Annotated in this window: 19 protein-coding genes and 1 tRNA gene; 15 read left to right on the top strand and 5 right to left on the bottom strand. The window is 62.1% G+C overall.

The features are described from left to right. Positions 1–86: 86 nt before the first annotated feature. Both hslU and hslV read right to left on the bottom strand, forming a co-directional pair. The gene (gene hslU, locus K663_RS07765; protein ID WP_062116209.1) at positions 87–1388 is read right to left on the bottom strand and encodes an ATP-dependent protease ATPase subunit HslU; all 1302 of its coding nucleotides are present in this window, start codon (positions 1386–1388) and stop codon (positions 87–89) included. Between the two features lie 77 nt (positions 1389–1465). Beyond that, positions 1466–2008 carry an ATP-dependent protease subunit HslV gene (hslV, locus tag K663_RS07760; protein ID WP_201026700.1) on the bottom strand — a complete coding sequence of 181 codons (543 nt, stop codon included), beginning with the start codon at positions 2006–2008 and terminating at the stop codon, positions 1466–1468. Between the two features lie 197 nt (positions 2009–2205). Between hslV and K663_RS07755 the strand changes: the two genes are divergently transcribed. Continuing rightward, positions 2206–2394 carry a hypothetical protein gene (locus tag K663_RS07755; RefSeq protein ID WP_062120564.1) on the top strand — a complete coding sequence of 63 codons (189 nt, stop codon included), beginning with the start codon at positions 2206–2208 and terminating at the stop codon, positions 2392–2394. Positions 2395–2420: 26 nt separating this feature from the next. Here the strand turns inward: K663_RS07755 and K663_RS07750 are convergent, their stop codons facing one another. Continuing rightward, the gene (locus K663_RS07750) at positions 2421–2546 is read right to left on the bottom strand and encodes an entericidin A/B family lipoprotein (protein WP_062120561.1); all 126 of its coding nucleotides are present in this window, start codon (positions 2544–2546) and stop codon (positions 2421–2423) included. Between the two features lie 135 nt (positions 2547–2681). On the opposite strand from K663_RS07750, the gene K663_RS07745 reads away from it, so the two are divergent. The 5 genes from K663_RS07745 to K663_RS07725 all read left to right on the top strand — a co-directional run bounded on the left by K663_RS07745 (position 2682) and on the right by K663_RS07725 (position 7701). Beyond that, a tRNA-Val gene (locus tag K663_RS07745) sits at positions 2682–2756 on the top strand. Between the two features lie 115 nt (positions 2757–2871). Further along, entirely contained in the window at positions 2872–5100 is a 2229-nt protein-coding gene (locus K663_RS07740) for a S9 family peptidase (protein WP_062116203.1), read from the top strand. A 103-nt stretch (positions 5101–5203) separates the two neighbouring features. Then, positions 5204–6229: an aspartate-semialdehyde dehydrogenase gene (locus tag K663_RS07735; RefSeq protein WP_062116201.1), complete on the top strand. Its 1026-nt coding sequence runs from the start codon at positions 5204–5206 to the stop codon at positions 6227–6229. 9 nt (positions 6230–6238) lie between these two features. Then, entirely contained in the window at positions 6239–6928 is a 690-nt protein-coding gene (locus K663_RS07730) for a DUF2238 domain-containing protein (protein WP_062116198.1), read from the top strand. Between the two features lie 2 nt (positions 6929–6930). Beyond that, positions 6931–7701 carry an alpha/beta fold hydrolase gene (locus K663_RS07725; RefSeq protein WP_062116195.1) on the top strand — a complete coding sequence of 257 codons (771 nt, stop codon included), beginning with the start codon at positions 6931–6933 and terminating at the stop codon, positions 7699–7701. A 17-nt stretch (positions 7702–7718) separates the two neighbouring features. Here K663_RS07725 and K663_RS07720 read toward each other — a convergent pair whose 3' ends face one another. Both K663_RS07720 and K663_RS07715 read right to left on the bottom strand, forming a co-directional pair. After that, positions 7719–9173: an AMP nucleosidase gene (locus tag K663_RS07720; RefSeq protein WP_062116192.1), complete on the bottom strand. Its 1455-nt coding sequence runs from the start codon at positions 9171–9173 to the stop codon at positions 7719–7721. A 79-nt stretch (positions 9174–9252) separates the two neighbouring features. Continuing rightward, entirely contained in the window at positions 9253–9735 is a 483-nt protein-coding gene (locus K663_RS07715; protein ID WP_062116189.1) for a peroxiredoxin, read from the bottom strand. A gap of 135 nt (positions 9736–9870) precedes the next feature. On the opposite strand from K663_RS07715, the gene K663_RS07710 reads away from it, so the two are divergent. The 9 genes from K663_RS07710 (at position 9871) to trxA (ending at position 23398) form a co-directional block, all read left to right on the top strand. Beyond that, positions 9871–10431: a YqgE/AlgH family protein gene (locus tag K663_RS07710; protein ID WP_062116187.1), complete on the top strand. Its 561-nt coding sequence runs from the start codon at positions 9871–9873 to the stop codon at positions 10429–10431. A 184-nt stretch (positions 10432–10615) separates the two neighbouring features. Beyond that, positions 10616–12025, top strand: coding sequence for an adenosylhomocysteinase (gene ahcY / locus K663_RS07705; protein ID WP_062116184.1), 1410 nt, complete (start codon positions 10616–10618; stop codon positions 12023–12025). Positions 12026–12169: 144 nt separating this feature from the next. Next, entirely contained in the window at positions 12170–14518 is a 2349-nt protein-coding gene (locus K663_RS07700; RefSeq protein WP_062116181.1) for a PAS domain-containing sensor histidine kinase, read from the top strand. 31 nt (positions 14519–14549) lie between these two features. Next, on the top strand, positions 14550–14969 hold the full coding sequence (gene tsaE / locus K663_RS07695; protein WP_443019002.1) for a tRNA (adenosine(37)-N6)-threonylcarbamoyltransferase complex ATPase subunit type 1 TsaE: 420 nt from the start codon (positions 14550–14552) through the stop codon (positions 14967–14969). Then, positions 14966–15952, top strand: a complete 987-nt coding sequence (locus tag K663_RS07690) for an aminoglycoside phosphotransferase family protein (protein ID WP_062120557.1) — start codon at positions 14966–14968, stop codon at positions 15950–15952. Before tsaE ends, K663_RS07690 begins: the two co-directional genes overlap by 4 nt. Beyond that, positions 15949–16659 (top strand): nucleotidyltransferase family protein, encoded by a 711-nt coding sequence (locus tag K663_RS07685; RefSeq protein WP_062116175.1) that lies wholly within the window; start codon positions 15949–15951, stop codon positions 16657–16659. The genes K663_RS07690 and K663_RS07685 overlap by 4 nt, the downstream gene beginning before the upstream one ends. Then, complete coding sequence (gene addB, locus K663_RS07680; protein ID WP_062116172.1) at positions 16652–19624, top strand: double-strand break repair protein AddB; 2973 nt, start codon at positions 16652–16654, stop codon at positions 19622–19624. The genes K663_RS07685 and addB overlap by 8 nt, the downstream gene beginning before the upstream one ends. After that, positions 19605–23048 (top strand): double-strand break repair helicase AddA, encoded by a 3444-nt coding sequence (addA, locus tag K663_RS07675; RefSeq protein WP_062116169.1) that lies wholly within the window; start codon positions 19605–19607, stop codon positions 23046–23048. Before addB ends, addA begins: the two co-directional genes overlap by 20 nt. A gap of 29 nt (positions 23049–23077) precedes the next feature. After that, a complete protein-coding gene (gene trxA / locus K663_RS07670; protein WP_037468686.1) occupies positions 23078–23398 on the top strand; it encodes a thioredoxin TrxA in 321 nt (106 codons plus the stop codon). The last annotated feature ends 60 nt before the right edge of the window (positions 23399–23458 follow it).

The raw sequence follows: 23458 nt of genomic DNA, 5'->3' as shown, positions 1-23458 counted from the left end.
ATCATGCTCTAGCCTGTTCGTATCGAGCGTAGTCGAGATGGGCGACGCAGGCGCTTCCCGACTTCGCTCGACACTATGCACGTTGGTCAGAGCACATATTTGCTGAGGTCGGTGTTCCGCGCGACTTCGCTCAACTGCTTTTCAACATAGGCAGCGTCTATCACGAGCGTTTCGCCTTTGCGGTCCTCGGCATCAAAGCTCACATCCTCCAGCAGCTTTTCCATGACCGTCTGAAGGCGACGGGCGCCGATATTCTCGATCTCACCATTCACTTCCGCCGCGATTTTCGCGACAGCGCGGATGCCGTCCGGCGTCAGGTCGATCGTAACGCCTTCGGTCGCCAACAGCGCGCGATATTGCGCAACAAGACTGGCTTTGGTGTCCGACAGGATGGAGACGAAATCATCCTCGGTCAGCGCCTTTAGCTCAACGCGGATGGGAAGGCGGCCCTGAAGCTCGGGCAACAGGTCGCTCGGCTTGGCGACATGAAATGCGCCGGACGCGATGAACAGGATATGGTCGGTTTTGAGCGGGCCATATTTGGTCGAGACGGTGGTCCCTTCGATCAATGGCAAGAGGTCGCGCTGCACGCCTTCCCGGCTGACGGAGCCGCCCCGCACATCGCTGACTGCGATCTTGTCGATCTCGTCCAGGAAAACGATGCCGTTCTGCTCGGCGCTGGTGATGGCGACGCGAGCGACGTCGTCCTGATCGAGCCGCTTGTCCTGCTCTTCCTCGACCAGCTTGTCCCAGGCTTCCGCGACGCGCAGCTTGCGGCGCTTCTTCTGCGTCTGGCCAAACGCCTTCGACATCATGTCCGACAGGTTGATCATGCCAATCTGTCCGCCCATGCCGGGGATCTCCATCGGCATGGAAGGGCTGTCGGCGACTTCCACCTCAACCTCGACATCGTTCATCTGGTTATTTTCGATCCGCTGCCGAAAGGAAAGGCGGGTGGCCTCGCTCGCTTCCTTGCCGGTGAGCGCATCGAGCAGGCGCGCCATTGCGGCTTCCGAGGCGGCCTCGCGCACGGCTTCCCGGCGGCGGTCTTTTTCAAGACGCACGGCTTCCTCGACCAGATCGCGGACGATCTGCTCGACGTCGCGGCCGACATAGCCGACTTCGGTGAACTTGGTCGCTTCCACCTTCACGAAGGGCGCGTCGGCCAGCTTCGCCAGACGGCGGCTGATCTCGGTCTTGCCGCAGCCTGTGGGCCCAATCATCAGGATATTCTTGGGCGTCACCTCATCGCGCAGATCGGGCGACAGGCGCTGGCGACGCCAGCGGTTGCGCAGGGCGACAGCAACGGCGCGCTTTGCATCCGCCTGCCCTATGATATGTGCGTCCAGCGCGGAAACAATGGCTTTGGGGGTCAGATTGTCGTTCATTTCTGTCCTTCTCCCCTCCTTCTCGACGGAGGGGTGGGGGATGGGCTTGTCGGAGCAGGATTGCGAGCCTTCCCCGATCAGGAAGCGCTTTTCAGTTCTTCGATTGTGAGCTGGTCGTTGGTGTAGACGCAGATGTCCGCCGCAACGGCCATGGCCTTGCGGGCCAGCGTTTCGGCGTCTTCCTCATATTCAACCAGGGCGCGTGCGGCGGCGAGCGCGAAATTGCCGCCAGAGCCGATTGCTGCGACTCCGCCCACCGGCTCAAGTACGTCGCCATTGCCGGTCAGGATCAAGGTGACATCCTTGTCCGCCACAATCATCATCGCTTCCAGGTTGCGCAGATATTTGTCGGTGCGCCAATCCTTGGCCAGTTCAACAGCCGCCCGCATGAGTTGGCCGTTGTGGCGCTCAAGCTTCGCCTCAAGACGTTCAAACAGCGTGAACGCGTCGGCCGTTGCGCCCGCAAAGCCGCCGATAACCGAGCCGTCATGAAGCCGCCGGACCTTGCGGGCATTGGGCTTCATCACCGTCTGGCCCATGGAAACCTGGCCATCGCCGGCCACGATTACCTTCCCGTTCTTACGTACCGACATGATGGTGGTGCCATGCCAGGTAGGCATGGTGCTGGAGCGTTGGTCATTCATGGGGCGGCATATGGGAGCGAATGGGCTACCGCGCAAGCATAGTGGCTAAGGGCGTTGGAGCGTGTCATTTTCTGGACAGAATTATGACAATCCGTTCAGGAACCAATGCCGGTTAATTGACTTTGTGCACAGCAGCACGGATCATGAGCGCCTGTAGATTGGAGGAAATGCCGATGTCTTTGAAGGCGAGAGCTCGCGAAAAGGTCGAGCGCGCAGGCATTTCGAACTATTCCTTCGACCATGACGTCCTTGTCATGTGCGGCGTGCGCTATACCATCGCCGCGTGCAACTGCGGTGAGCCGGATTGCGATGGCGTCCGGCTGGAAAAAGACGCGGCCATGCTCAACCGCGTGCTGCAATAATCCGATCAGCTCACGCGCAGGCGAGCTTACATCGCCCTCTCGCCAGCCCGGCCAACCGATTCAATATCCCGGCCAACGCCCTTCACGGTGTTGCACGCGGCTAATGTGGTGAGAAGCAAGCCAGTAATCACAAGGGCAATGGTTGGACGCATCGACGCTAACTCCCGGTTGGACCTGTTCCCTATCGCGGCCACGTAAAAAGGCAATAAGCCCATTTTGCAATTTCCATTTCGCGGCTTCTTGACAGCAACCGTGTCGGGTGCCAATGGCCGCATCCTCCTTTCAGGGGGCGCGTAGCTCAGCGGTAGAGCACACCCTTCACACGGGTGGGGTCACAGGTTCAATCCCTGTCGCGCCCACCACGGCCTCCAAGGCTGTGGCAGGAAATATTATTTCCCTACATTGATCTTTTCGTCTGCGCGGCGTTAATTCTGTCGCTCGATCTGGCTCTTGGGCGGTCGAGACGAAAGGATAAGAATGTCCTCATTCCTTAAGGGTGGCGCGGCTATCGGCGCGCTGCTGGCGAGCGCCGCCGATCCGGCTGTCGCGCAGCAGAAGCTGACGCTTGAGCGGGTCTTTGCCAGTCCAGACCTGTCGGGTCCGCAGCCCCGTGCGCTCAAGCTCTCGCCTGATGGCAAGCTGGTTACCCTGCTCAAGCCGCGCGTGGATGAAAAGGAGCGGCTCGACCTTTGGGCGATCGACAGTTCGACCGGAGCCGAACGAATGCTGGTCGATTCAAAAAAGACCGGTAGCGGCGCGGAGCTTTCCGAAGCGGAAAAGATGCAGCGAGAGCGGGACCGCTCGGTTGCGGGGAATACGGGTATCGTCAGCTATGATTGGGCGCCCGATGGCAAAAGCATTCTGGTGCCTATCGACGGCGACCTGTACCTCGCGGCGCTGGATGGCGATGTCACCCGCCTGACAAATACGCCCGATGGTGAACTGAACGGAGTCGTCAGCCCCAGGGGCGGCTACGTTTCCTTTGTGCGTGGCGGCAACCTGTTTGTTCAGCCGATCGGCGGCGAAGAACGGCAAGTGACGCAGGGCGCAAGCGACACGGTAAGTTGGGGTGTTGCCGAGTTCGTCGCGCAGGAGGAAATGGATCGGCGCACCGGCTATTGGTGGTCCCCGGATGACCGGCTGATCGCGGTGGCAAGGGTCGATGAGGAACCTGTCGGCGTTGTAACCCGCACGGCGATCGGCGGCGAAGGGACCAAAGTTTATCAGCAGCGTTATCCCGCCGCCGGCACACCCAATGCTCTGGTTGAACTTTACGTGATGAAGCCCGACGGATCGGGCCAGGTGGAGGTTGATCTAGGGCCGGACCCAGACATCTATCTGGCGCGCGTCAATTGGTCGAAAGACAGCGCGCTGCTTTATGTCCAGCGCCAGAGCCGCGATCAGAAGACGCTGGACCTGCTCGCCGTCGATCCCGCGAGCGGCAAGGCGAAGATTGTGCTGACCGAAAGGGCCAAAAGTTGGGTCAACCTGAGCAACAATTTCACGCCGCTGGGCGATGGCAGCTTCCTATGGTGGTCCGAGCGCAGCGGTCACGGCCATCTCTATCATGTGCGTGGCAGCAAATGGACCGCGCTGACGAGCGGGCCGTGGGAAGTACGCGACGTCGTCGCTGTCGATGAGAAGCAGGGCATCGTCTACTTCACCGGCAATCGTGAGACGCCGCTGGAGCAGCAGCTCTATGCAGCGCCGCTATCGGCCAAGGGCGCGCTTCGCCAGCTGACTAGCAATGGCTGGTGGAATGATGCGGTGATGGATGGCGCGGCGACGCGCCTCGTCATATCCCGCAGCAATGTGGATCAGCCAAAGCAGGTCTATCTTGCTGACCAGGGAGGTCAGCGATTGCAATGGCTGTCTGAAAATATGCTGGCCGGCGACCATCCCTACGCGCCTTATCTTGCCAATCATGTGAAAACGAAGTTCGGCACGATCAAGGCTGCTGACGGAACCACGCTATATACCCGCATCCTTACCCCCCCGCTTGAGCCAGGTAAGCGATACCCGGTGTTCATGCTTCATTATGGCGGTCCGGGCGGCGGGCGTGTCGTGACAAATCAGTGGAATTCGCCACTATATCAATATCTGGTCCAGCAGGGCTGGATCGTCTTTGCCGTCGATAATCGCGGCACGCCCGATCGGGGCAAAGTGTTCGAGGATCATCTCTATCGCGCGATGGGCACCGTGGAGGTGGATGACCAATTGCAGGGCGTCGAATGGCTGAAGGCCCAGGCCTTTGTCGATCCGCAGAGGGTCGCCACCTATGGCTGGTCCTATGGCGGCTATATGTCGGTGAAGATGTTGGAGAAGGCGCCCGGCGTCTTTTCCGCCGCAATCGCCGGTGCGCCGGTCACGCGGTGGGAGCTGTACGACACGCATTACACTGAACGCTATCTGGGCAAGCCACAGGACAAGCCAAGCGCCTACCCGGCATCCGGGGCGATCGACGAAGCCGTGAAGATAAGAGACCCGCTGCTACTCATTCACGGTATGTCGGATGACAATGTCGTATTCGACAATAGCACGGCGTTGATGGCAAGGATGCAGGCGACTGCGGTCCCATTCGAAATGATGGTCTATCCGGGACAGGCCCATCGGGTAGGCGGGCCGCGGATCAGCGTTCACCTGTGGCGTACGATCGAAGATTTCCTCGCCAGGCATGGGACGGCGCCTCGATCGCCTGCCAGATAGCAAAGGCTCGCTTTCCGCCGGCAAACCGCTTCCTGCTGGACAATTTGCGCGACGGCGCTATGGCGCGCACTCCGCAATTTCGCATGGAGTGGAGTCTTTAGTCATGGGTTACAAGGTCGTCGTCGTTGGTGCCACGGGCAATGTGGGCCGCGAAATGTTGACCATTCTCGCCGAGCGGGAGTTTCCTATTGACGAGATCGCGGCGGTCGCTTCGCCCCGGTCGCAGGGCCTGTCCGTCGATTTCGGCGACACCGGCAAGACCATCAAATGCCAGAATATCGAGCATTTCGATTTTACCGGATGGGATATTGCACTGTTCGCCGCTGGCTCTGGCCCGACGGCTGAATATGCGCCCAAGGCGGCAGCGGCGGGTTGCGTGGTGATCGACAATTCGTCGCTTTACCGCATGGACCCCGATGTGCCGCTGATCGTGCCCGAAGTGAACCCGGACGCGATCGACGGCTATAAGAAGAAGAACATCATCGCGAACCCCAACTGCTCAACCGCGCAGATGGTGGTGGCGTTGAAGCCGCTGCATGACGCAGCAAAGATCAAGCGCGTCGTCGTCGCCACTTACCAGTCGGTTTCCGGCGCGGGCAAGGCGGGCATGGACGAACTGTTCGAACAGTCGCGCAATATCTTCGTCGGCGATCCAGCCGAACCCAAGAAGTTCACGAAGCAGATCGCCTTCAACGTGATCCCGCACATCGACGTTTTCCTGGACGATGGCTCGACCAAGGAAGAATGGAAGATGGTGGCGGAAACCAAGAAGATCCTCGATCCCAAGGTGAAGATCACGGCGACCTGCGTTCGCGTGCCCGTGTTCGTCGGCCATTCCGAAGCGCTGAACATCGAGTTCGAGAACGAGATTTCGGCCAAGAAGGCTCAGGATATCCTGCGTGAAGCGCCGGGCGTGATGTTGGTCGACAAGCGTGAGGATGGCGGCTACGTCACCCCCGTCGAATGCGTGGGCGACTATGCGACTTTCATCAGCCGCGTTCGCGAAGATTCGACCGTTGATAACGGCCTGTCGCTCTGGTGCGTCAGCGATAACCTTCGCAAGGGCGCGGCTCTGAATGCCGTGCAGATCGCCGAGCTGCTGGGCCGCCGTCACCTTAAGAAGGGCTGAGCCTTCCATATGATCCCTGGCGCTGCTGCTGTCTGGAAAAGCCTTCCGATAGCGCAGCGCTGGATGATCCTGCTGCTGGTCGCCGCCATTGCCGCTTCGCAGATCGACCAGCCCTTTCCCGAACTCGCGCCGCTTCAGCATGGACCGACGCTGGCCTTGGCGATTGCCGCCCCGTGGATGCTTCGTCGCTGGCCGCTGACGAGCAGCGCGGTCGCGTGTATCTTCGCCTTCCTGCTGCTGCATACGCTGGGCGGCCGCTACATCTATTCATATGTGCCATATGATGAATGGACGCGCGCGCTTACCGGCCATGATCTTTCCTCCGCCTTTGGGTGGGCGCGCAACGGTTATGATCGCATCGTCCATTTCGCCTTTGGGCTGCTCCTAATTGCTCCGCTCGCAGAGATCGCCCGGCGCTGGGGCGGCATGTCGTTTCGCTGGAGCATGCTGTTCGGCTTTGTCGTGATCGGCTTCGTCGGCGCGCTGTACGAAGTGTTCGAATGGCTTCTGACGCTTATGGCGGAGGGGGAAACCGCCGAGTGGTATAATGGACAGCAGGGCGATGTGTGGGATCCCCAGAAGGACTTGGCCTGCGCGCAGGTAGGCGCCTTGATCGCGCTGCTATTTCTTTGCTCGCGCGGCTCTCGACAAGCTGTGGTGGAGGCCATATCGGACGCGGCTGATACGCCCAAGGAGTGACCATGACCGACCTTGCAATGGAAAAGCTGGAGATCAAGGGCCTGGGCGGCCTGCCGATCGCCGTGCATGTAGCGGGACAGGGGCGTGACCTGGTGCTGATCCATGGCTATTTTTCCAACGCCTGGACCAATTGGGTGCGCTACGGCCATGCCGCCCGCCTGGTGGAAGCGGGGTTCCGCCTGATCATGCCCGACCTGCGCGGTCATGGGGAGAGTGGCAAACCGCATCACATCGACGCTTATCCGCCGGACGCCCTGACCGATGATAATCTTGCGGTCATCGATCAGCTGGGCCTGACGGATTATGACCTCGGCGGATACTCGCTGGGCGCTCGCACAACCGTACGGATGCTCGCTCAAGGAGCGACGCCTCGTCGGGTCATATTGGCTGGCATGGGGTTGCGGGGGCTTGTCCAGACGCTGGACAGGGGCGGCTATTATAAGAACGTCCTCACCAATCTGGGCACGTTCGAACGCGGTACGTCGGAATGGATGACCGAAGCCTTTCTCAAAACTACCAAGGGTGATCCGGTAGCGATGTTGCACATCCTGAACACCTTTGTGGATACGCCTGCCGAGACGATCGCAAAATTTGCGCAGCCCACGGAGGTCATCTGCGGCGCCGACGATCAGGATAATGGGATAGCGCAGGAGTTGGCCGACACATTGCCCAACGGGCGTTATGTGGAGATACCCGGAAATCACATGAACGCGGTCACCCGCAAGGAGTTGGGCGAGGCGATTGGGAGGTTTCTGACGGAAGAACGGGTTTAAACGAATCTGAGCTCTATTCAGCGGAACGGCGGCTCATTGAACGCCCTCAGCTTCCGGCTATGCAACTGCGGACCTTCCTGCCGCAGCAGTTCACAAGTCATCAGTCCCACGCGCAGATGCCCGGCAATCGCTTCTTCATAGAAGCGGTTTGCCTGCCCCGGCAGTTTCAGTTCGCCGTGGATCGGCTTGTCCGAAACGCAGAGTAGCGTTCCATAGGGCACACGAAACCGATAGCCCTGCGCCGCGATGGTTGCCGACTCCATGTCGATGCCGACTGCGCGGGACAGGCTGAAACGCAGGGCGGAACTGGAATAGCGCAGTTCCCAGTTGCGGTCGTCGGTGGTCACGACCGTACCCGTGCGCAGCCGCCGCTTGAAATCTTCGCTGTCGTTGCCGCCCAGCACCGCTTCGGCGGCCTTGGCCAGCGCTACCTGTACCTCGGCAATGGCCGGTACGGGTATTTCAGGCGGCAGCATGTCGTCCAGCACCTTGTCATCCCGCAGATAGGCATGGGCCAGCACATAGTCGCCGATACGCTGGCTGGGACGAAGGCCGCCACAATGGCCGATCATCAGCCACGCTTCGGGGCGCAACACGGCAAGATGGTCGCAAATCGTCTTCGCGTTGGCCGGGCCGACACCGATGTTGACCAATGTTATCCCGCTGCGATTGGGGGCGATCAGATGATAGGCGGGCATCTGGTGACGGCGCCATGCGCTATCCGCGATCATCCGCGCCGGGTCGGCCGTTTCGCGCGTCACATATACGCCGCCTGCGCCCGACAGCGCGGTGTAGGGCGTGTCTTCCCGCTTTAATTCAGCGCACGCCCAGTCCACGAATTCATCGACATAGCGATGATAGTTGGTGAAGAGGATATAGCGCTGCACATGTTCTGCAGGGGTGCCCGTATAATGTTTCAGCCGGGCCAGCGAGAAGTCGGTACGCAGCCCGTCGAACAGCGCAAGGGGTCTTTGCCCTGCGGCATTGGGCATGAAGAGGCCATCGGCGATCTCGTCACCGATCTGCGACAGTTCGGTCGCCGGGAAGTGCCGTGCGAGTTCGGTCGGCGGTATGCCGTCGAGAGCGCTTATGTCCAGGCCGTCCAACACATAAGGGAAGGGGATTTGTTGGTCGCTGATCCCCGTTTCAACCTCCACGCCATAATCCCGGACGAGGAGGTCGATCTGTTCAGCCAGATAGTCGGCAAACATGTCCGGCCGCGTTACCGTAGTGACATAAAGGCCTGGCTTGGAAAGGCGGGCAAAGGATCTGCCCGGCGGCGGCGCGTCCGTTTCCGCATGATGGATGATGCGCAGTTCTGGATAGCAATATCTGCGGTCTGATTTTGCCTCCGGTGGAGGCACGCTTCCATCGCGACCATAAGCCTGCATGGCCTCGCGGAGATTTCCAATAGAGGCCTGATAAATCCGTTCAAGTTGCGCGACCGCCGCGCTGCCGATGCTTTTGGTCATCGACCCTTGCTACCGCAGATATGTTGCGGAAGGAAGTGAACGCCGCGCGGCAATGAAAATGCCGCGCGGCCCTGCCGGGTCAGAGTTGGCTTAGAAGATGGTCTGCCGAAGAGACGCTGAAGCTGCCCGGTTCCTCGACATTCAGTTCGGCAACCGTGCCGTCCTTGACGATCATCGAGAAGCGCTGTCCCCGCGTCCCCATGCCGAACTTGCTTCCATCCATGGTGAGGCCGACCGCCTTGGCAAAATCGCCATTGCCGTCCGCCAGCATGGTGACCTTATCATCCGCTCCTGCCGACTTGCCCCAGGCGCCCATGACGAACGCGTCGTTGACGGCGGTGCAGGCGATTTCATCGACGCCCTTTTCCTTCAGCGCTTCCGCTTTTTCGACGAAACCGGGCAAGTGCTTGGCGGAACAGGTTGGGGTGAATGCGCCTGGTACGGAAAAGAGGGCGATGGTCCGGCCTGCAAAAAACTCTTCGGAAGACACCTGCTCCGGCCCATTTTCGGTCATCTTGGTGAAGGTAGCGGAGGGAATGCGATCCCCGTTGGCGATGGTCATATGCTGTCTCCTGCCGTTGCGCCGGGGAAGTCGGCCTTGCACCTCCATCTGTCAAGGCCTCCGAATGTGCCGCATTGCCTCCTGCGAACGACAGCCCGCCATTGGCAAAGGCGCAATGCAGCGTATATTCGACCTATGAACCAGTCACCCTCTTATGCCGGTCAGTTCCTGCTTGCCTTGCCGGGCATGGAGGACATGCGTTTCGACCATTCCGTGGTGGCGATATGCGTCCATGACGAAAACGGCGCCTTGGGGATCGCCGTGAGCGATGAGATTGACGGGGTGGGGCTGCACGACCTGCTCGACAGCTTCGATATCGACGCACGCAATGTGCCTGACATGCCGGTGTTGCGAGGCGGGCCTGTCGAACCGCGCCGCGGCTTTGTGCTCCATTCGCTCGATTGGAAGGGGCAGGACATGGTGGAAGTCGGACCCGATTGGGGCCTGTCCGGATCTCTCGAGATATTGAAGGCGATCGCGGAGGGCACCGGTCCCAGCCGCTACATCGTCGCGCTCGGCTATGCAGGCTGGGGCGCGAGCCAACTGGACCGCGAGATGACTGGGGAAAGCTGGTTCCCGGTTCAATGCACTGCGGATATGCTGTTCGACGTTCCGGCCGGGAAGAAATGGGCAGCCGCCTATGCAGCAGCCGGAGTCGATGCCTCTCATCTGGTCAGTGGCGCCGGTTCGGCCTGACAGGGCCGCTGAATTTGCTGGATTGATCTCCACCGGGAGTTGCCAAGCGGGCTCGCCGGATCGACATAAAGAAAACTTTATATTGAGTTGCCATCATGGGCTGCGATTGGTAAAGCGCAGCCCATCGCCGCCGTCTCGTTCGTCGAGCGGCTCCGGCACATTCTAGACCAATGGAGACCCGCTCGTGGCCACCGCACCCGCCGCTCAGGCGCAGGATTATGTGATCGCCGACATCAGCCTTGCCGCTTTCGGCCGCAAGGAAATCGAGATCGCCGAGACCGAAATGCCCGGCCTCATGGCTCTGCGCCAGGAATTTGGCGCTGCCAAGCCGCTGAAAGGCGCGCGCATCACCGGATCGCTGCACATGACGATCCAGACCGCCGTGCTGATTGAAACGCTGGCCGAACTGGGCGCTGAAATCCGCTGGGCCTCGTGCAACATTTTCTCCACGCAGGACCATGCCGCCGCCGCCATCGCCGCGCGCGGCATTCCCGTCTTCGCCGTGAAGGGCGAAACGCTGGAAGAATATTGGGACTATGTCATCCGCATCTTCGATTGGGGTGACATGACCTGCAACATGATCCTTGACGATGGCGGCGACGCCACCATGTTCGCGCTGTGGGGCGCGCGCGTCGAGGCCGGGGAAGAACTGTTCACGCCTGGTAACGAGGAAGAAGAAATCTTCGTCGCGACGCTCAAGCGCTTCCTGGCCGAGCGTCCGGGCTACCTGACCAGGACCGTCGCGGCGATCAAGGGCGTGTCGGAAGAAACCACGACCGGCGTTCACCGCCTGTATGAGCTTGCCAAGAAGGGCAAGCTTCCCTTCCCGGCGATCAACGTCAACGACAGCGTCACCAAGTCGAAGTTCGACAATCTCTATGGCTGCAAGGAATCGCTGGTCGACGCCATCCGTCGCGCCACCGACGTCATGCTGGCTGGCAAGGTCGCTTGCGTTGCGGGCTTCGGCGACGTTGGCAAGGGCTCGGCCGCATCGCTCCGCAACGGCGGGGCGCGCGTTCTGGTGACCGAAGTCGATCCGATCTGCGCGCTGCAGGCGGCGATGGAAGGCTATGAAGTCGTGACGATGGAAGAGGCCGCCACCCGGGCTGACATCTTCGTCACCGCGACCGGCAATGAAGACGTCATCACCGTCGATCACATGCGCGCGATGAAGAACATGGCGATCGTCTGCAACATCGGCCACTTCGACAGCGAGATCCAGATCGCTGGTCTCAACAATATGAAGTGGACCGAGATCAAGCCGCAGGTCGATGAGGTTGAATTCGCCGATGGCAAGAAGATCATCGTGCTGGCGAAGGGCCGCCTGGTCAATCTGGGCTGCGCCACCGGCCACCCCAGCTTCGTCATGTCGTCGAGCTTTACCAATCAGGTGCTGGCGCAGATCGAACTGTGGACCAAGTCGGATGAGTATAAGAACGACGTCTATGTCCTTCCCAAGCATCTGGATGAAAAGGTCGCTGCGCTTCACCTAGAAAAGCTGGGCGTGAAGCTATCCAAGCTGACCCCCAAGCAGGCGGCCTATATCGGCGTGACGCAGGAAGGGCCGTTCAAACCGGACCACTACCGCTACTAAGCGAACCGGGAAGGGGAGGCGAAAGCCTCCCCTTTTTTGCTGGTGCTCTCCACGAAGCGCTTCACGCTGCCAGCGACTTGGGTTAGTCCCCTGATAATCATGAAAAGGGGGCTGGCAGGTTGTGATGGGGGGTAAGCAGGCGCAATGACGTCATTGACCCCGTTCGCAGCCGTCATATTGGGGATCGTGCTCGCCGGATGGCTTGCAGCCGCCGTCTGGGCCTTGTCCACCGGCCAGCGCATGCGGGGCGAAGGGATGCAGGCACAGGGCAAGTTCGATCGCCTGTCCAGCCTGCTCGCATCCGCGCCCGCAGCCCCTATCATCATACATGCCGATGGTCGGATCGAAGCCGTGGACCGCCTGGCGAAGTGGTTGGGCAAAGACCGGGTCCCCGCTTTCGTGTCCGACCTGACGGCGGCTGACGGGGGGCTGGAGCCGCAGGATGCAGCCGTTCTCGCGCAGGAAATCGCGGCGGCGCAGCGGGCGGGCCGCAGCTTTGCTTTGCCCGTGCGGGGCGAGGGCTCAACGCGCCTGCTACTGGTGCGGGGTGCGCCAGCAGGCCCGGCGCTGGCGGAGAGTGGCAGCGTCGTCCTCTGGATCTTCGACGCAACCGACAGCCAGTCGGAAATCCAGGCATTGAAGAGCAAGGTCGAGCAATTGCGCGACGCGCTGGAGGCGTTGGCGGGGCTTGTTGAAGCCGCGCCTTTTCCGATGTGGCATCGCACGCCGGACATGCGGCTTAGCTTGGTCAACGCCGCCTATGTCCGCGCGGTCGATGGCGATAGCGCGGCTGAAGTCATCGCGCAGGGGACGGAACTGGTTGAGACCGTAAGTGGTCTTACCCCGGAAGCAGCCGCGAAACAGGCGCTCTCGGAAAGCTGCGCGGTGGAGCGCATCGTGCCAGCCACGATCGATGGCGAAAGGCGCACGATGCGCGTCGTCGATGTGCCTCTTGGCGATGCCGGCGTCGCAGGCTTCGCAATGGATCAGAACGAACTCGAACAGGCGCGCGTGGAGCATCGCCGTCTGGAGGCGGCGCAGCGCGACCTGCTCGATCGCCTGTCCGCTGGCGTGGCGCGCTTTGGACCCGATCGAGCGCTGAGTTTCTGGAATCAGCCGTTCATGAGCCTGTTTGGTCTCGACCAGGACCATTTAGCCGATCAGCCGGTCTTCGAGCGCGTACTCGACCGCATGCGCGAGGCGCGCCGATTGCCCGAACATCGCGATTTTCCTGCCTGGCGAGCGGAGCGGCGCGACTGGTTTCTTTCCCCTGATCCGCGTGAGGAGAACTGGCTTCTCGCCGATGGCACCCATTTGCGGGTCTATGCTCAGCCGCTGCCCGACGGCGGCCTGCTCCTCATATTCGAGGATCGAACCGAACAGGTTCAGCTTTCCAGCGCGCGCGACACTTTGCTGCGCGTCCGTACCGCGACGTTCGACAATCTGTTCGAATCGATCGGTGTCTTTTCGTCCGATGGCCGCCTGTCCCTGTGGAACAGCCGTTTCCGCACGATCTGGGATATTTCCGAAGATCTGCTGGCACAGCATCCGCGCATCGACGAATTGATGCGCGCTGTTCAGTCGCGCCTTGCCAAGCCGCAACAAGCCAACCTGGTCCGGGAACTGGTCCGTGCAGCTACGGTAGAGCGCAAGCAGCGCGTCGGCCATGTCGGGTTCGCTGACGGTCGTATCTTTGAATTTGCCGCCATTCCACTTCCCGATGGCAATGCCCTTTTTACCATGCTGGACGTCACCGACAGCCGGCGCGTGGAGCAGGTGCTGCGCGATCGCAACGAAGCACTGGAGCAGGCTGATCGGGTCAAGACAGCCTTCGTGACCAATATGAGCTATGAGCTGCGTACCCCGCTGACGACCATCGCAGGCTTCGCCGAAATGATGAGCGCGGGCTATGCGGGCGAGATGAGCGAGTCGGCAAAGGAATATGTCGATGGCATCCTGCAAAGCACCAGTCGACTTTCCATGCTGATCGACAATGTGTTGGACATGACCCAGGGCGAAGCGGGAACCCTGCCGATCGACCGTGCGCCGGTTGATCTTGCCCAGTTGGCGAAAGACAGCGTCGCGCGCATCAAGGGCGACGCCGAGGCCAAGGGGATCGATCTTGCTCTATCCCTGCATGACACGCTCGGTCAGGTTGAAGGCGACAGGCGCAGGATTGGCCAGGCGTTGGATCATCTGCTGGAAAATGCGGTTTGCTACAGCGGCCGCGGGGCACGCGTGCTGCTGCACGGTGACGGCAGCGGCGAAAGTGCCCGACTGGTGGTGTCGGACAACGGGCCCGGCATCAGCGTTCAGCGCCAGGCGACGATTTTCGACGCAGCCGCGCGGGCGGAGCAGGCGCGCAGCGGCGAGAAGGCGGGGATCGGCCTGCCGCTCGCCAAGCAGCTCGCCGAAGCGCATGGCGGCAGCCTGCAACTGGTATCCGAACCGGGGCAGGGCACGATGGCGGTGATCGAGCTTCCCCGTGGCTGAACCTGCGCTGGTTTTGGCGGATGAAGCGGCCATGCTGGCGTTTGGCCGTCGCCTTGCGGATACGGCGCGCATCGGGGACGTCATCGCGCTCGAAGGCGGACTGGGCGCGGGCAAGACGACTCTGGCGCGCGGTATATTGGAAGGGTTGGGCCTGGAGGGCGAAGCGCCGAGTCCCAGTTTCGCCATCGTACAACCCTATGACATACCGGAGGTGAAGCTGCCGGTCGCCCATGTGGACCTCTATCGGTTGAACCATGCGGAAGAGGCAGAAGAACTCGCGCTTGACTATTATCTCATGGATAGCCTGCTGATCGTCGAATGGCCCGAGCGCATGGGACCGGATGCCTGGCCGGATGCGCTGCGGCTCCACATCGACATCGAACCCGATGGCGCACGCCGCTTGACAGCGCGCGTGCCTGACGCTTGGACGGATCGATGGTCGCAGATATGATCCCGCCCGCCGCTGCTCCCGCTTTCCTCGCGCAAGCGGGGTGGGGCAGTGCTGCGGTTGTTCCGCTGGCGGGTGACGCCTCTTTCCGCCGCTATTTCCGCGTTGTCGATGGCCACCGCCGCGCAGTGCTGATGGACGCGCCGCCACCGCATGAGGATCCGCGCCCCTTCATCGCCGTTGCCGAGCATCTGGTCGGACAGGGGTTTGCAGCGCCGACCATCCTGGCCCGTGATCTCGATCAGGGACTGGTGCTGATCGAGGATTTCGGTGATCTGCGGCTCAAGGAGCATCTCGACGAAAACCCTGCCGAAGAAGTTGAGGTCTATACGCGCGCCGTCGCGTTGCTCGCCGATCTTCATCGAATGCCTGCCGCTGATGTGCCGCCTTATGACCGGGAGGTTTATCAGCGAGAGGCTGGCCTGCTCACCGAATGGTATTGCCCGGTCGTTGGTCTGCCAGTGGATGCGGAGTCTTATATTCGCGCTTGGGACGCCGTGCTGCCGATCGTCGAGCATTCCGCCAGTCCCGTTGTCACAGTGCTACGCGATTACCACGCTGAAAATGTCATGCTGATTGACCGGCCTCAGGCGCGAGGGCTCGGCCTCCTTGATTTTCAGGACGCATTGGCAGGCCATCCCGCCTATGATCTCGTGTCATTGCTTCAGGACGCACGGCGTGATGTCTCACCCGCCGTGGAAGCCGCAATGCTCGACCATTATCGCACGCTGGCCAATCCGCCAGCCGACTTTGACGCCGCCTATGCGGTGCTGGGCGCGCAACGCAATGCGAAGATCATCGGGATTTTCACTCGCCTTTGGAAGAGGGACGGAAAGCCCCGTTACCTGTCCTACCTGCCCCGCATGTGGGGATTGTTGGAGCGGGACCTGGCGCATCCTGCCCTTGCACCGGTAGCTGACTGGTTCGACGCCTATATCCCGGCAGAGATGCGGCATGCAGCCCTTAAGGATCAGGCTCCGGCATGATCGACACGGCAATGTTGATGGCGGCAGGCCTGGGCAAGCGGATGCGTCCACTCACGGCTACCCGGCCAAAGCCGCTGGTCAAGGTCGCGGGCAAGCCCTTGATGGATCATGCGCTCGCCCGGCTGGCCGCCGGGGGCATCCAGAAAGTCGTGGTGAACGTCCATTATCTGGCTGACACGGTGGAGGCGCATTTACACGCCCAGCGCGACGGTATGCGGGTCCTGATATCCGACGAGCGAGCCAAGCTGCTGGAAACCGGCGGTGGCCTGATACATGCCCGTGAACTGCTGGGTGACAAGCCATTCTTCTGCGCTAACAGCGACAATCTGTGGATTGACGGGCCGCAGGAGACCCTGGGCATGATGCAGCGTCTTTGGAATCCCGACAGAATGGATGCGCTGTTGTTGCTCGTGCCGCTCGCCAGGGCGCATTGCCACACAGGCCCCGGCGATTTTCACATGGACGCGTCGGGACGGCTTAGCCGCCGAAAGCCCGCGCATATTGCGCCCTTCGTATTCACGGGCGTACAGATCCTCTCGCCCAGCCTGCTGGTCGATCCGCCATCTGATGTATTTTCGACCAACATTTTCTGGAACCGGGCTATAGAGGCGGGGCGCCTGTATGGCGTTTCACATCAGGGCCTCTGGTTCGATGTCGGCACGCCACGCGCGATCCCGGTCGTGGAGTCTATGCTTGCTCATGGGTGATCGCACCCGGCCAGCCTTGTTCAACATTCCCGCGCATCGCGCTTTTTCCGATGCGTTGGCCGCCGGGATCATCGCCCAGCATGGTGGCGACGCCATGGCACTGGCGCAGGGGATGATCCTGCTGCCCACCAACCGCGCCATTCGCGCCGTTAGCGACGCCTTCGTCCGTCGGTCTGGCGGTGGGCTATTGCTGCCGCGGCTGGTGGCGATCGGCGATCCGGACCTTGGCGAACAGGCTGGCGGTGCGCTGGACCCGTTGGGCGAGGGGGACGCGATCCCGCCTGCGATTACACCAATGCGGCGGCAGATGATCCTGGCGCGGATGGTCCAACAGGCGTCCGGTCAACCGATCGACGCGGCGCAGGCGATCAAGCTCGGCCAAGCGCTAGGGGCGGTGCTGGACCAGATGCAGGTTGAGAGGGTGGCGATTACCGCGCTTGCCGATCTATCTCTTTCTGATGAGCTTTCCGGCCATTGGCAAAGGTCGCTCGACCTGTTCTCCATCCTCATTCGCCGCTGGCCAGAGGAACTGGCTCGGCTTGGCCTTATCGACCTCGCCGATCGCCGCAACCGCCTGTTCGATCGGTTGGCGGCGCGCTGGGGTATCGAGCCTCCGTCGGGCTTCGTCATCGCCGCTGGTATCGCCACCACCGCGCCCGCCGTTGCCAGCCTGCTGCGACGCATCGCCACACTGCCGCGCGGCAATGTCGTGTTCGCCGGGCTGGATCAGGAAATGGGCGAGGATGCATGGGATGCCATTGGCCCATTCCCCGCTGACCCGATCACCGGTCGCGCCCCTGCGGGACATGAAACACATCCCCAATATGCCTTGAAGCGCCTGCTCGACCGAATGAGCGCGACCCGCGAAGATGTCGCACTCTGGCGCTGGGGCAGCGAGCATGACGCTCGCGCCGTTCGTGGCCGCAATATTTCCAATGCGATGCTGCCTCCTCGCCTCACGAGCAGATGGCGTGACCTCAAGACCGCCGACCGCTCGCTGGGCGGTGTCGAAGCGTTGGAGGTGGCCACACCCGGCGAAGAAGCGCAGGCGATTGCGATTGCCCTGCGCGAAGCTATCGAGACACCGGGGCGCACCGCTGCTCTGGTGACGCCGGACCGTCAACTCGCTACCCGCGTTTCTGCTCATCTCGCTCGATGGGGGATAGCTGCCGATGATTCCGCGGGCGTGCCCTTATCTCGCCTGCCGCCCGGCACCTTGCTGATTGCGCTTGCTGAAGCGGTTGCAGAGCGCTTCGCGCCGGTCGCGCTGCTCACCCTGCTGAAACATCCGCTGGTCATGCGCGGTGAGGAGCGTTTGCCCTGGCTGGAGGGCGTGCGCGGGCTGGACCTGTTGCTACGCGGCCCGCGTCCTCCGGCAGGCCTTCAGGGCATCGATATGCTGTTGGCTGAGCGGGAGGGTGAGGATCGTCAGCGCAATCTGCGCGCCGCAGTGCTGCAATGGTGGCAGACTGCGCGCACATTGCTCCTTCCCCTGGAGCAGATATTGACGTCAGCTCCGAATTTTCTCACGCAGTTGGCAACAATCCGGGATCGGGCCGGGGCATTGACCGGCGATGCGGTCTGGGCCGGCGCGCAGGGCCGCGCGGCGGCAGATCTGTTTGCGGAAATGGAGCAAGCCGTCGCGGAAGGACCGCAGCAGGCTGATATCCGCTCGCTCCCCGTGCTTCTCGACCATCTGCTCGGTGGCGTGTCTGTCCGCCCGGTGCAGGGTGGCCATCCCCGCATTGCGATATTGGGCCTGATCGAGGCGCAACTGGTGCAGGCTGACGTCATGATTCTGGGCGGCCTTAACGAGGGCACATGGCCCGGCCTGCCGTCGCCCGACCCGTGGTTGGCTCCGCGCATAAGGCGTGAGCTTGGCCTTCCCGGATTGGAAAGCCGCATCGGTCGGGCGGCCCATGACTTTGCGAGCGCTCTGGGAGCGCCGCACGTTCTTATCACGCGGGCAAAAAGAGGGGCCAGCGGTCCTGCTGTCGCATCCCGCTTCTGGCTGCGGTTGAAGGCCATGGCTGGACCACAATGGAAAAGCGCTGATCGCTATGCCGCTCTCGCGCATGCGCTGGATCGCCCGGCCGTTCACAAGCCCAGCCGACGTCCCGCGCCAGTGCCACCCGCCTCCGTCCGGCCAAAGCTGATCCCGGTTACGGATGTCGATCGCTTGAAGGCTGACCCTTATGCTTTCTACGCCAAGCGCATCCTGCGGCTGAACCGGCTTGATCCGATCGACGCCGACGCGGGCCCGGCCTGGCGTGGTACGGCTGTGCATGAAATCCTCCAGCATTGGGCGGAGGCGGGACGCGATCCTGCCGACTTGGAAGCCCGTGCCCGCGCCATGTTCGACCGGCCCGATGTCCACCCGCTGCTCAAGGCTTTGTGGCAGCCCCGCCTGATCGAAGCGATCCGCTGGATCGCCGCAGAGGTCGCAGCCGATCAGGCTGCGGGCCGCACGATATTGGCAGTTGAAAGTGACGGCAGGGCGGATATCGCGGGCGTCACCCTGACCGGCAAGGCCGACCGGATAGACCGTATGCCGGACGGTTCCCTCGCCATCGTCGATTACAAGACCGGTAAACCGCCCAGCGCGAAGCAGGTGAGGGCAGGCTATTCCTTACAGCTGGGACTGCTTGGCCTGATCGCCGAACAGGGAGGATTCGCAGCGGTCGATGGCGACAGAAGGGCGGGATGTTTCGAATATTGGTCGCTCGCCAAAAAGAATGACGCTTTCGGCTATCGTGACAGCCCCGTCGATCCGATGGGCAAGCGAGACAAGATCGTCACGGCGGACTTCACCTCTTTCGTTCACGCCCGGTTTGAGGAGGTAGCAGCGGCCTATCTGACCGGTCAGGCGCCGTTTGACGCCCAAGTGAACCCCGAAGTCGCCAGCTATGGGGATTATGACCAGCTCATGCGGCTGGAAGAATGGTATGGGCGCGACGATGGCTAGGAAATCCAACGCCCTGCAGCCGCTTGCCGGTGCGCAGGCGCTTGCCGCGGCGCCAGACGCCCATGTCTGGTTGTCGGCGTCCGCCGGGACGGGCAAGACCCATGTGCTCACCGCGCGCGTGTTTCGCCTACTGCTTCAGGGTGTGCGGCCGGAAAATATCCTCTGCCTCACCTTCACCAAGGCCGGGGCGGCGGAAATGGCCGACCGAATCCACGATCGTCTTGCTGCCTGGGTCCAGATGGAGGAGGCCGAACTCTTCAACGACTTGGAGGCGCTTCACGAGGAGTCGGGGCCCGAAGCCCGCAATCGCGCTCGCCGTCTCTTTGCCGAGGTGCTGGAATCCACAGGTGGCGGGCTGCGTATCCAGACCATCCATGGCTTTTGCCAGCAACTGCTGACCGCTTTCCCGCTGGAAGCCGACCTGCCGCCCGGCTTTCGCCCCCTCGACCAGCGCGAGCAGGCGACGCTGGCTCGCCAGACGCTCGCCGACTTGGTCGTGCGTGCGCAGGAACAGGGCGACGAGCGTCTGATGGAGGCGCTTCAGGCGATCAGCCTGCGCCTGGGCGAAGGCGGAGCGGAGCAATTCCTGTTGCGCTGCGCATCGCACCTCCCGGCGCTTGAACAACTGCCTGACGACATCGCCATCTGGCTCTACCGCGAACTTGACCTGCCCGAAGGCGACATCAGCGCCCATATCGCCAGTCAGTGCGATGACGCCCTCTTCGACATGCGGACGCTGGCCTGGATCGCGCAGGCAAACGCGGATTGGGGCACGAGCAGGGCGCTCGAACGCTGCGACCGCATTGCCCGGTGGGGCGCGCTAGACGGCTCCGGGCGGGCGGAGACGTTGGAGGATTTGCACGCCGCATGGGCGAAGAAGGCGGACGGCGACATCATCTCCGCCAAGGGCTATGTTCCGCCTGTCGATGGCTATGGCGAAGCAAGCGCCAGGCTTCATGCCCGCTGCGCCGAACTGTTGAGCCTCAAGTCGCTTGCCGCCTATGCCGACCTTCTCGGACAGGCGCTCCATGCAGGGCGCGCTTATGCAAGGGCCAATGGCGAAGCGAAACAACTCGCTGGCGCGGTGGACTTCAACGACCTTATCGCCCGTACCGCAGAGCTTTTGTCGCAGCCGGGCATCGCCGACTGGATTCGCTACAAGCTCGATCAGCGGATCGATCACATCATGGTCGATGAAGCGCAGGACACCAATGTCAGCCAGTGGCAGATCGTAGGGGCGCTGGCCGCCGAATTCTTCGCGGGTGAAGGTGCAAAGGGCGATCGCGTCCGCACGATTTTCACCGTCGGTGATTTCAAGCAGGCCATCTTCGGCTTTCAGGGCACCAGCCCGCAAGCCTTCGCCGCTGCGCAGATCCTGTTCCAGCGCCACGCACAGGATGCAGACCATCCCTTTCACGACCTTTCGCTGGAACGCAGCTTTCGCTCAACCCCTGCCGTACTCGATGTGGTCGATCATACTATCGCGACCCTTAACGCCGAGCGGCTGGGCCTTCCTCAAGGCGCGGTCCGGCATATCAGCGCCAATCGCTTTCCCGGCGAAGTTCTGCTGTGGAAGCCCGCCATCGCCGGCCTGTCGGACGATGCGGAAGGGGAGGAGGATTGGGCCGCAGATCAGGAGCGGCTGCTTGCGCAGAATATCGCCCGTCAGATCCGCCAGTGGATCGACGACGGCATGATGCTCGAAAGCCGGGGTCGTTCGATCACTGCCGGTGACATCATGATCCTGGTGCGCCGCCGCAGCGAACTCGCACGGCTGATCGTCGCGCGTCTCTATGAAGAGGGGGTGGCCGTCGCCGGGATCGACCGCCTGCGGCTGAATGCGCCACTCGCAGTGCGCGACCTGCTCGCCGCTTTGCGCTTTGCTGTGCAGCCGGAAGATGATCTGAACCTCGCCTCGCTGCTGGTTTCGCCCCTGATCGGATGGTCACAGGACGATCTGATGATGCGCGCCATGGGCCGCCGCACAGGGCTGTGGCAGCATCTCACCCGTACGCTGAACGATGATCTGCTTGCCCCGCTGCGGACATTGCTGGGCCGCGCGGACCTGACGACACCGTATCGCTATCTCGAAGCGATCCTGTCTGGTCCCATGGACGGACGCCGCCATTTGATCGAGCGGCTGGGCATAGAGGCTGCGGACCCGATCGAGGAGTTGCTGAATGCGGCGCTGGCATTCGAAACGGACGATCATCCCTCCTTGCAGCGCTTCGTCGATTGGTTCGATCGAGGTGAGGTGGAAATAGTTCGCGACGCCGCGGCCCAGGGTGATTCGCTTCGGCTGCTGACGGTTCATGGCGCAAAGGGTTTGCAGGCGCCGGTCGTCATCCTGGCCGACGCCTGTCTTGATCCCGACGCCGGAACGCGCGCCGACTCGCTCGAATGGAATGGCCTGCCGATCCCCGCACCGCGCAAGACCGAACGGCTTGGCCCGATCGGCCGCGTTCTGGAGGAAGCCCGGGCCGCCGAGCGGGAGGAGCATTGGCGGTTGCTCTACGTCGCGCTGACCCGCGCCGAGGAAAGGCTGATCGTCACCGGTTCTCTCGGTCCCCGCGCCAGGGGCATGCCGCAGCCCGAAAGCTGGTTCAGCGCGGTCGAAAATGCGCTCATCGCGCTGGGCGCGGAGTGGGAGGATGACCCGCTCTGGGGTGCACGGCGATGCTGGCGTGGCAGCGAAGAGTTGACTGCGCGCCCGCCCGAGACCGTCACTGCTGGTGAAAAAGCGGACTTTTCCGAACCGGTCTGGCTGCGCCAACCCGCGCCCGAGGAAGCACGGCCGCCTAGACCTCTCGCACCATCCGCGCCGGTGGAGGATGATGTGCCCTATCCGCCGCCTACGCCCGCGATGCGCGCGGCCAGCGAGCGGGGGCGCTGGCTCCACGCCTTGTTCGAACGACTGCCGGATGTGCCACCAGACCAGCGGCGGGAGCGCGCGGATCGCTGGCTTGAACAACAGGGCGCAGTGGATGCATCGGTGCGCCATGACGTCATCGTACAGGCGCTGCGCGTGATAGAGGACAGCCATTTTGCGCCTCTGTTCGCGCCGGGGGCTTTGGCTGAAGCCCCCGTCGCAGCGGTCGTTGGAGAAGTGGTGGTGGCAGGAACGGTGGACCGGCTATGTGTTTCGCCGGACCATGTGCGGGTGATCGACTTCAAGACCGGGCGCATCGCGCCGCTTACGGTCGATGACGTGCCGGTCGCCCACATACGGCAAATGGCCGCCTACACTGCTGCACTTCAGGTCATTTTCCCCGGACGCCGGATTGAGGCAGGGCTGCTTTATACGAGTGCGCCCCGGCTGATCGCGCTTCCAGACGATCTTCTCGCCGCACACAAGCCGGGCTTCTACCCCGCGCAGGAGAATTTGCCGCCTTCACCCGTTGAGACGGATGCGTCACCATCCTAGATATCCGCCAATTGAAGGAGAATATTGATATGGCTACCAAGGCAGTCACCGACCTCAGCTTTCAGGCGGACGTAATCGACGCCGACAAGCCCGTGCTCGTCGATTTCTGGGCGGAATGGTGTGGTCCGTGCAAGATGATCGGCCCCGCCTTGGAAGAGATTTCGGAAGAACTGGCCGACAAGGTCACCATTGCCAAGATCAACATTGACGAAAATCCCGAGGCGCCGGGTAAATATGGCGTGCGCGGCATTCCGACGATGATCCTGTTCAAAAACGGCGAAGCAGCGGCGACGAAGGTCGGCGCAGCTCCCAAGAGCGCGCTCAAGGGCTGGATCGAAAGCGTCCTTTAAGTCGATACGGGGCCGCGCGCGTCGCGGCTCCGTTCCTTGCGCCGGATTGTGTCAGTTGGG

This window comes from Sphingobium sp. MI1205, from assembly GCF_001563285.1.
In the GTDB taxonomy this organism is placed as follows: domain Bacteria; phylum Pseudomonadota; class Alphaproteobacteria; order Sphingomonadales; family Sphingomonadaceae; genus Sphingobium.
This window is presented reverse-complemented; position numbering and strand designations above follow the sequence as displayed.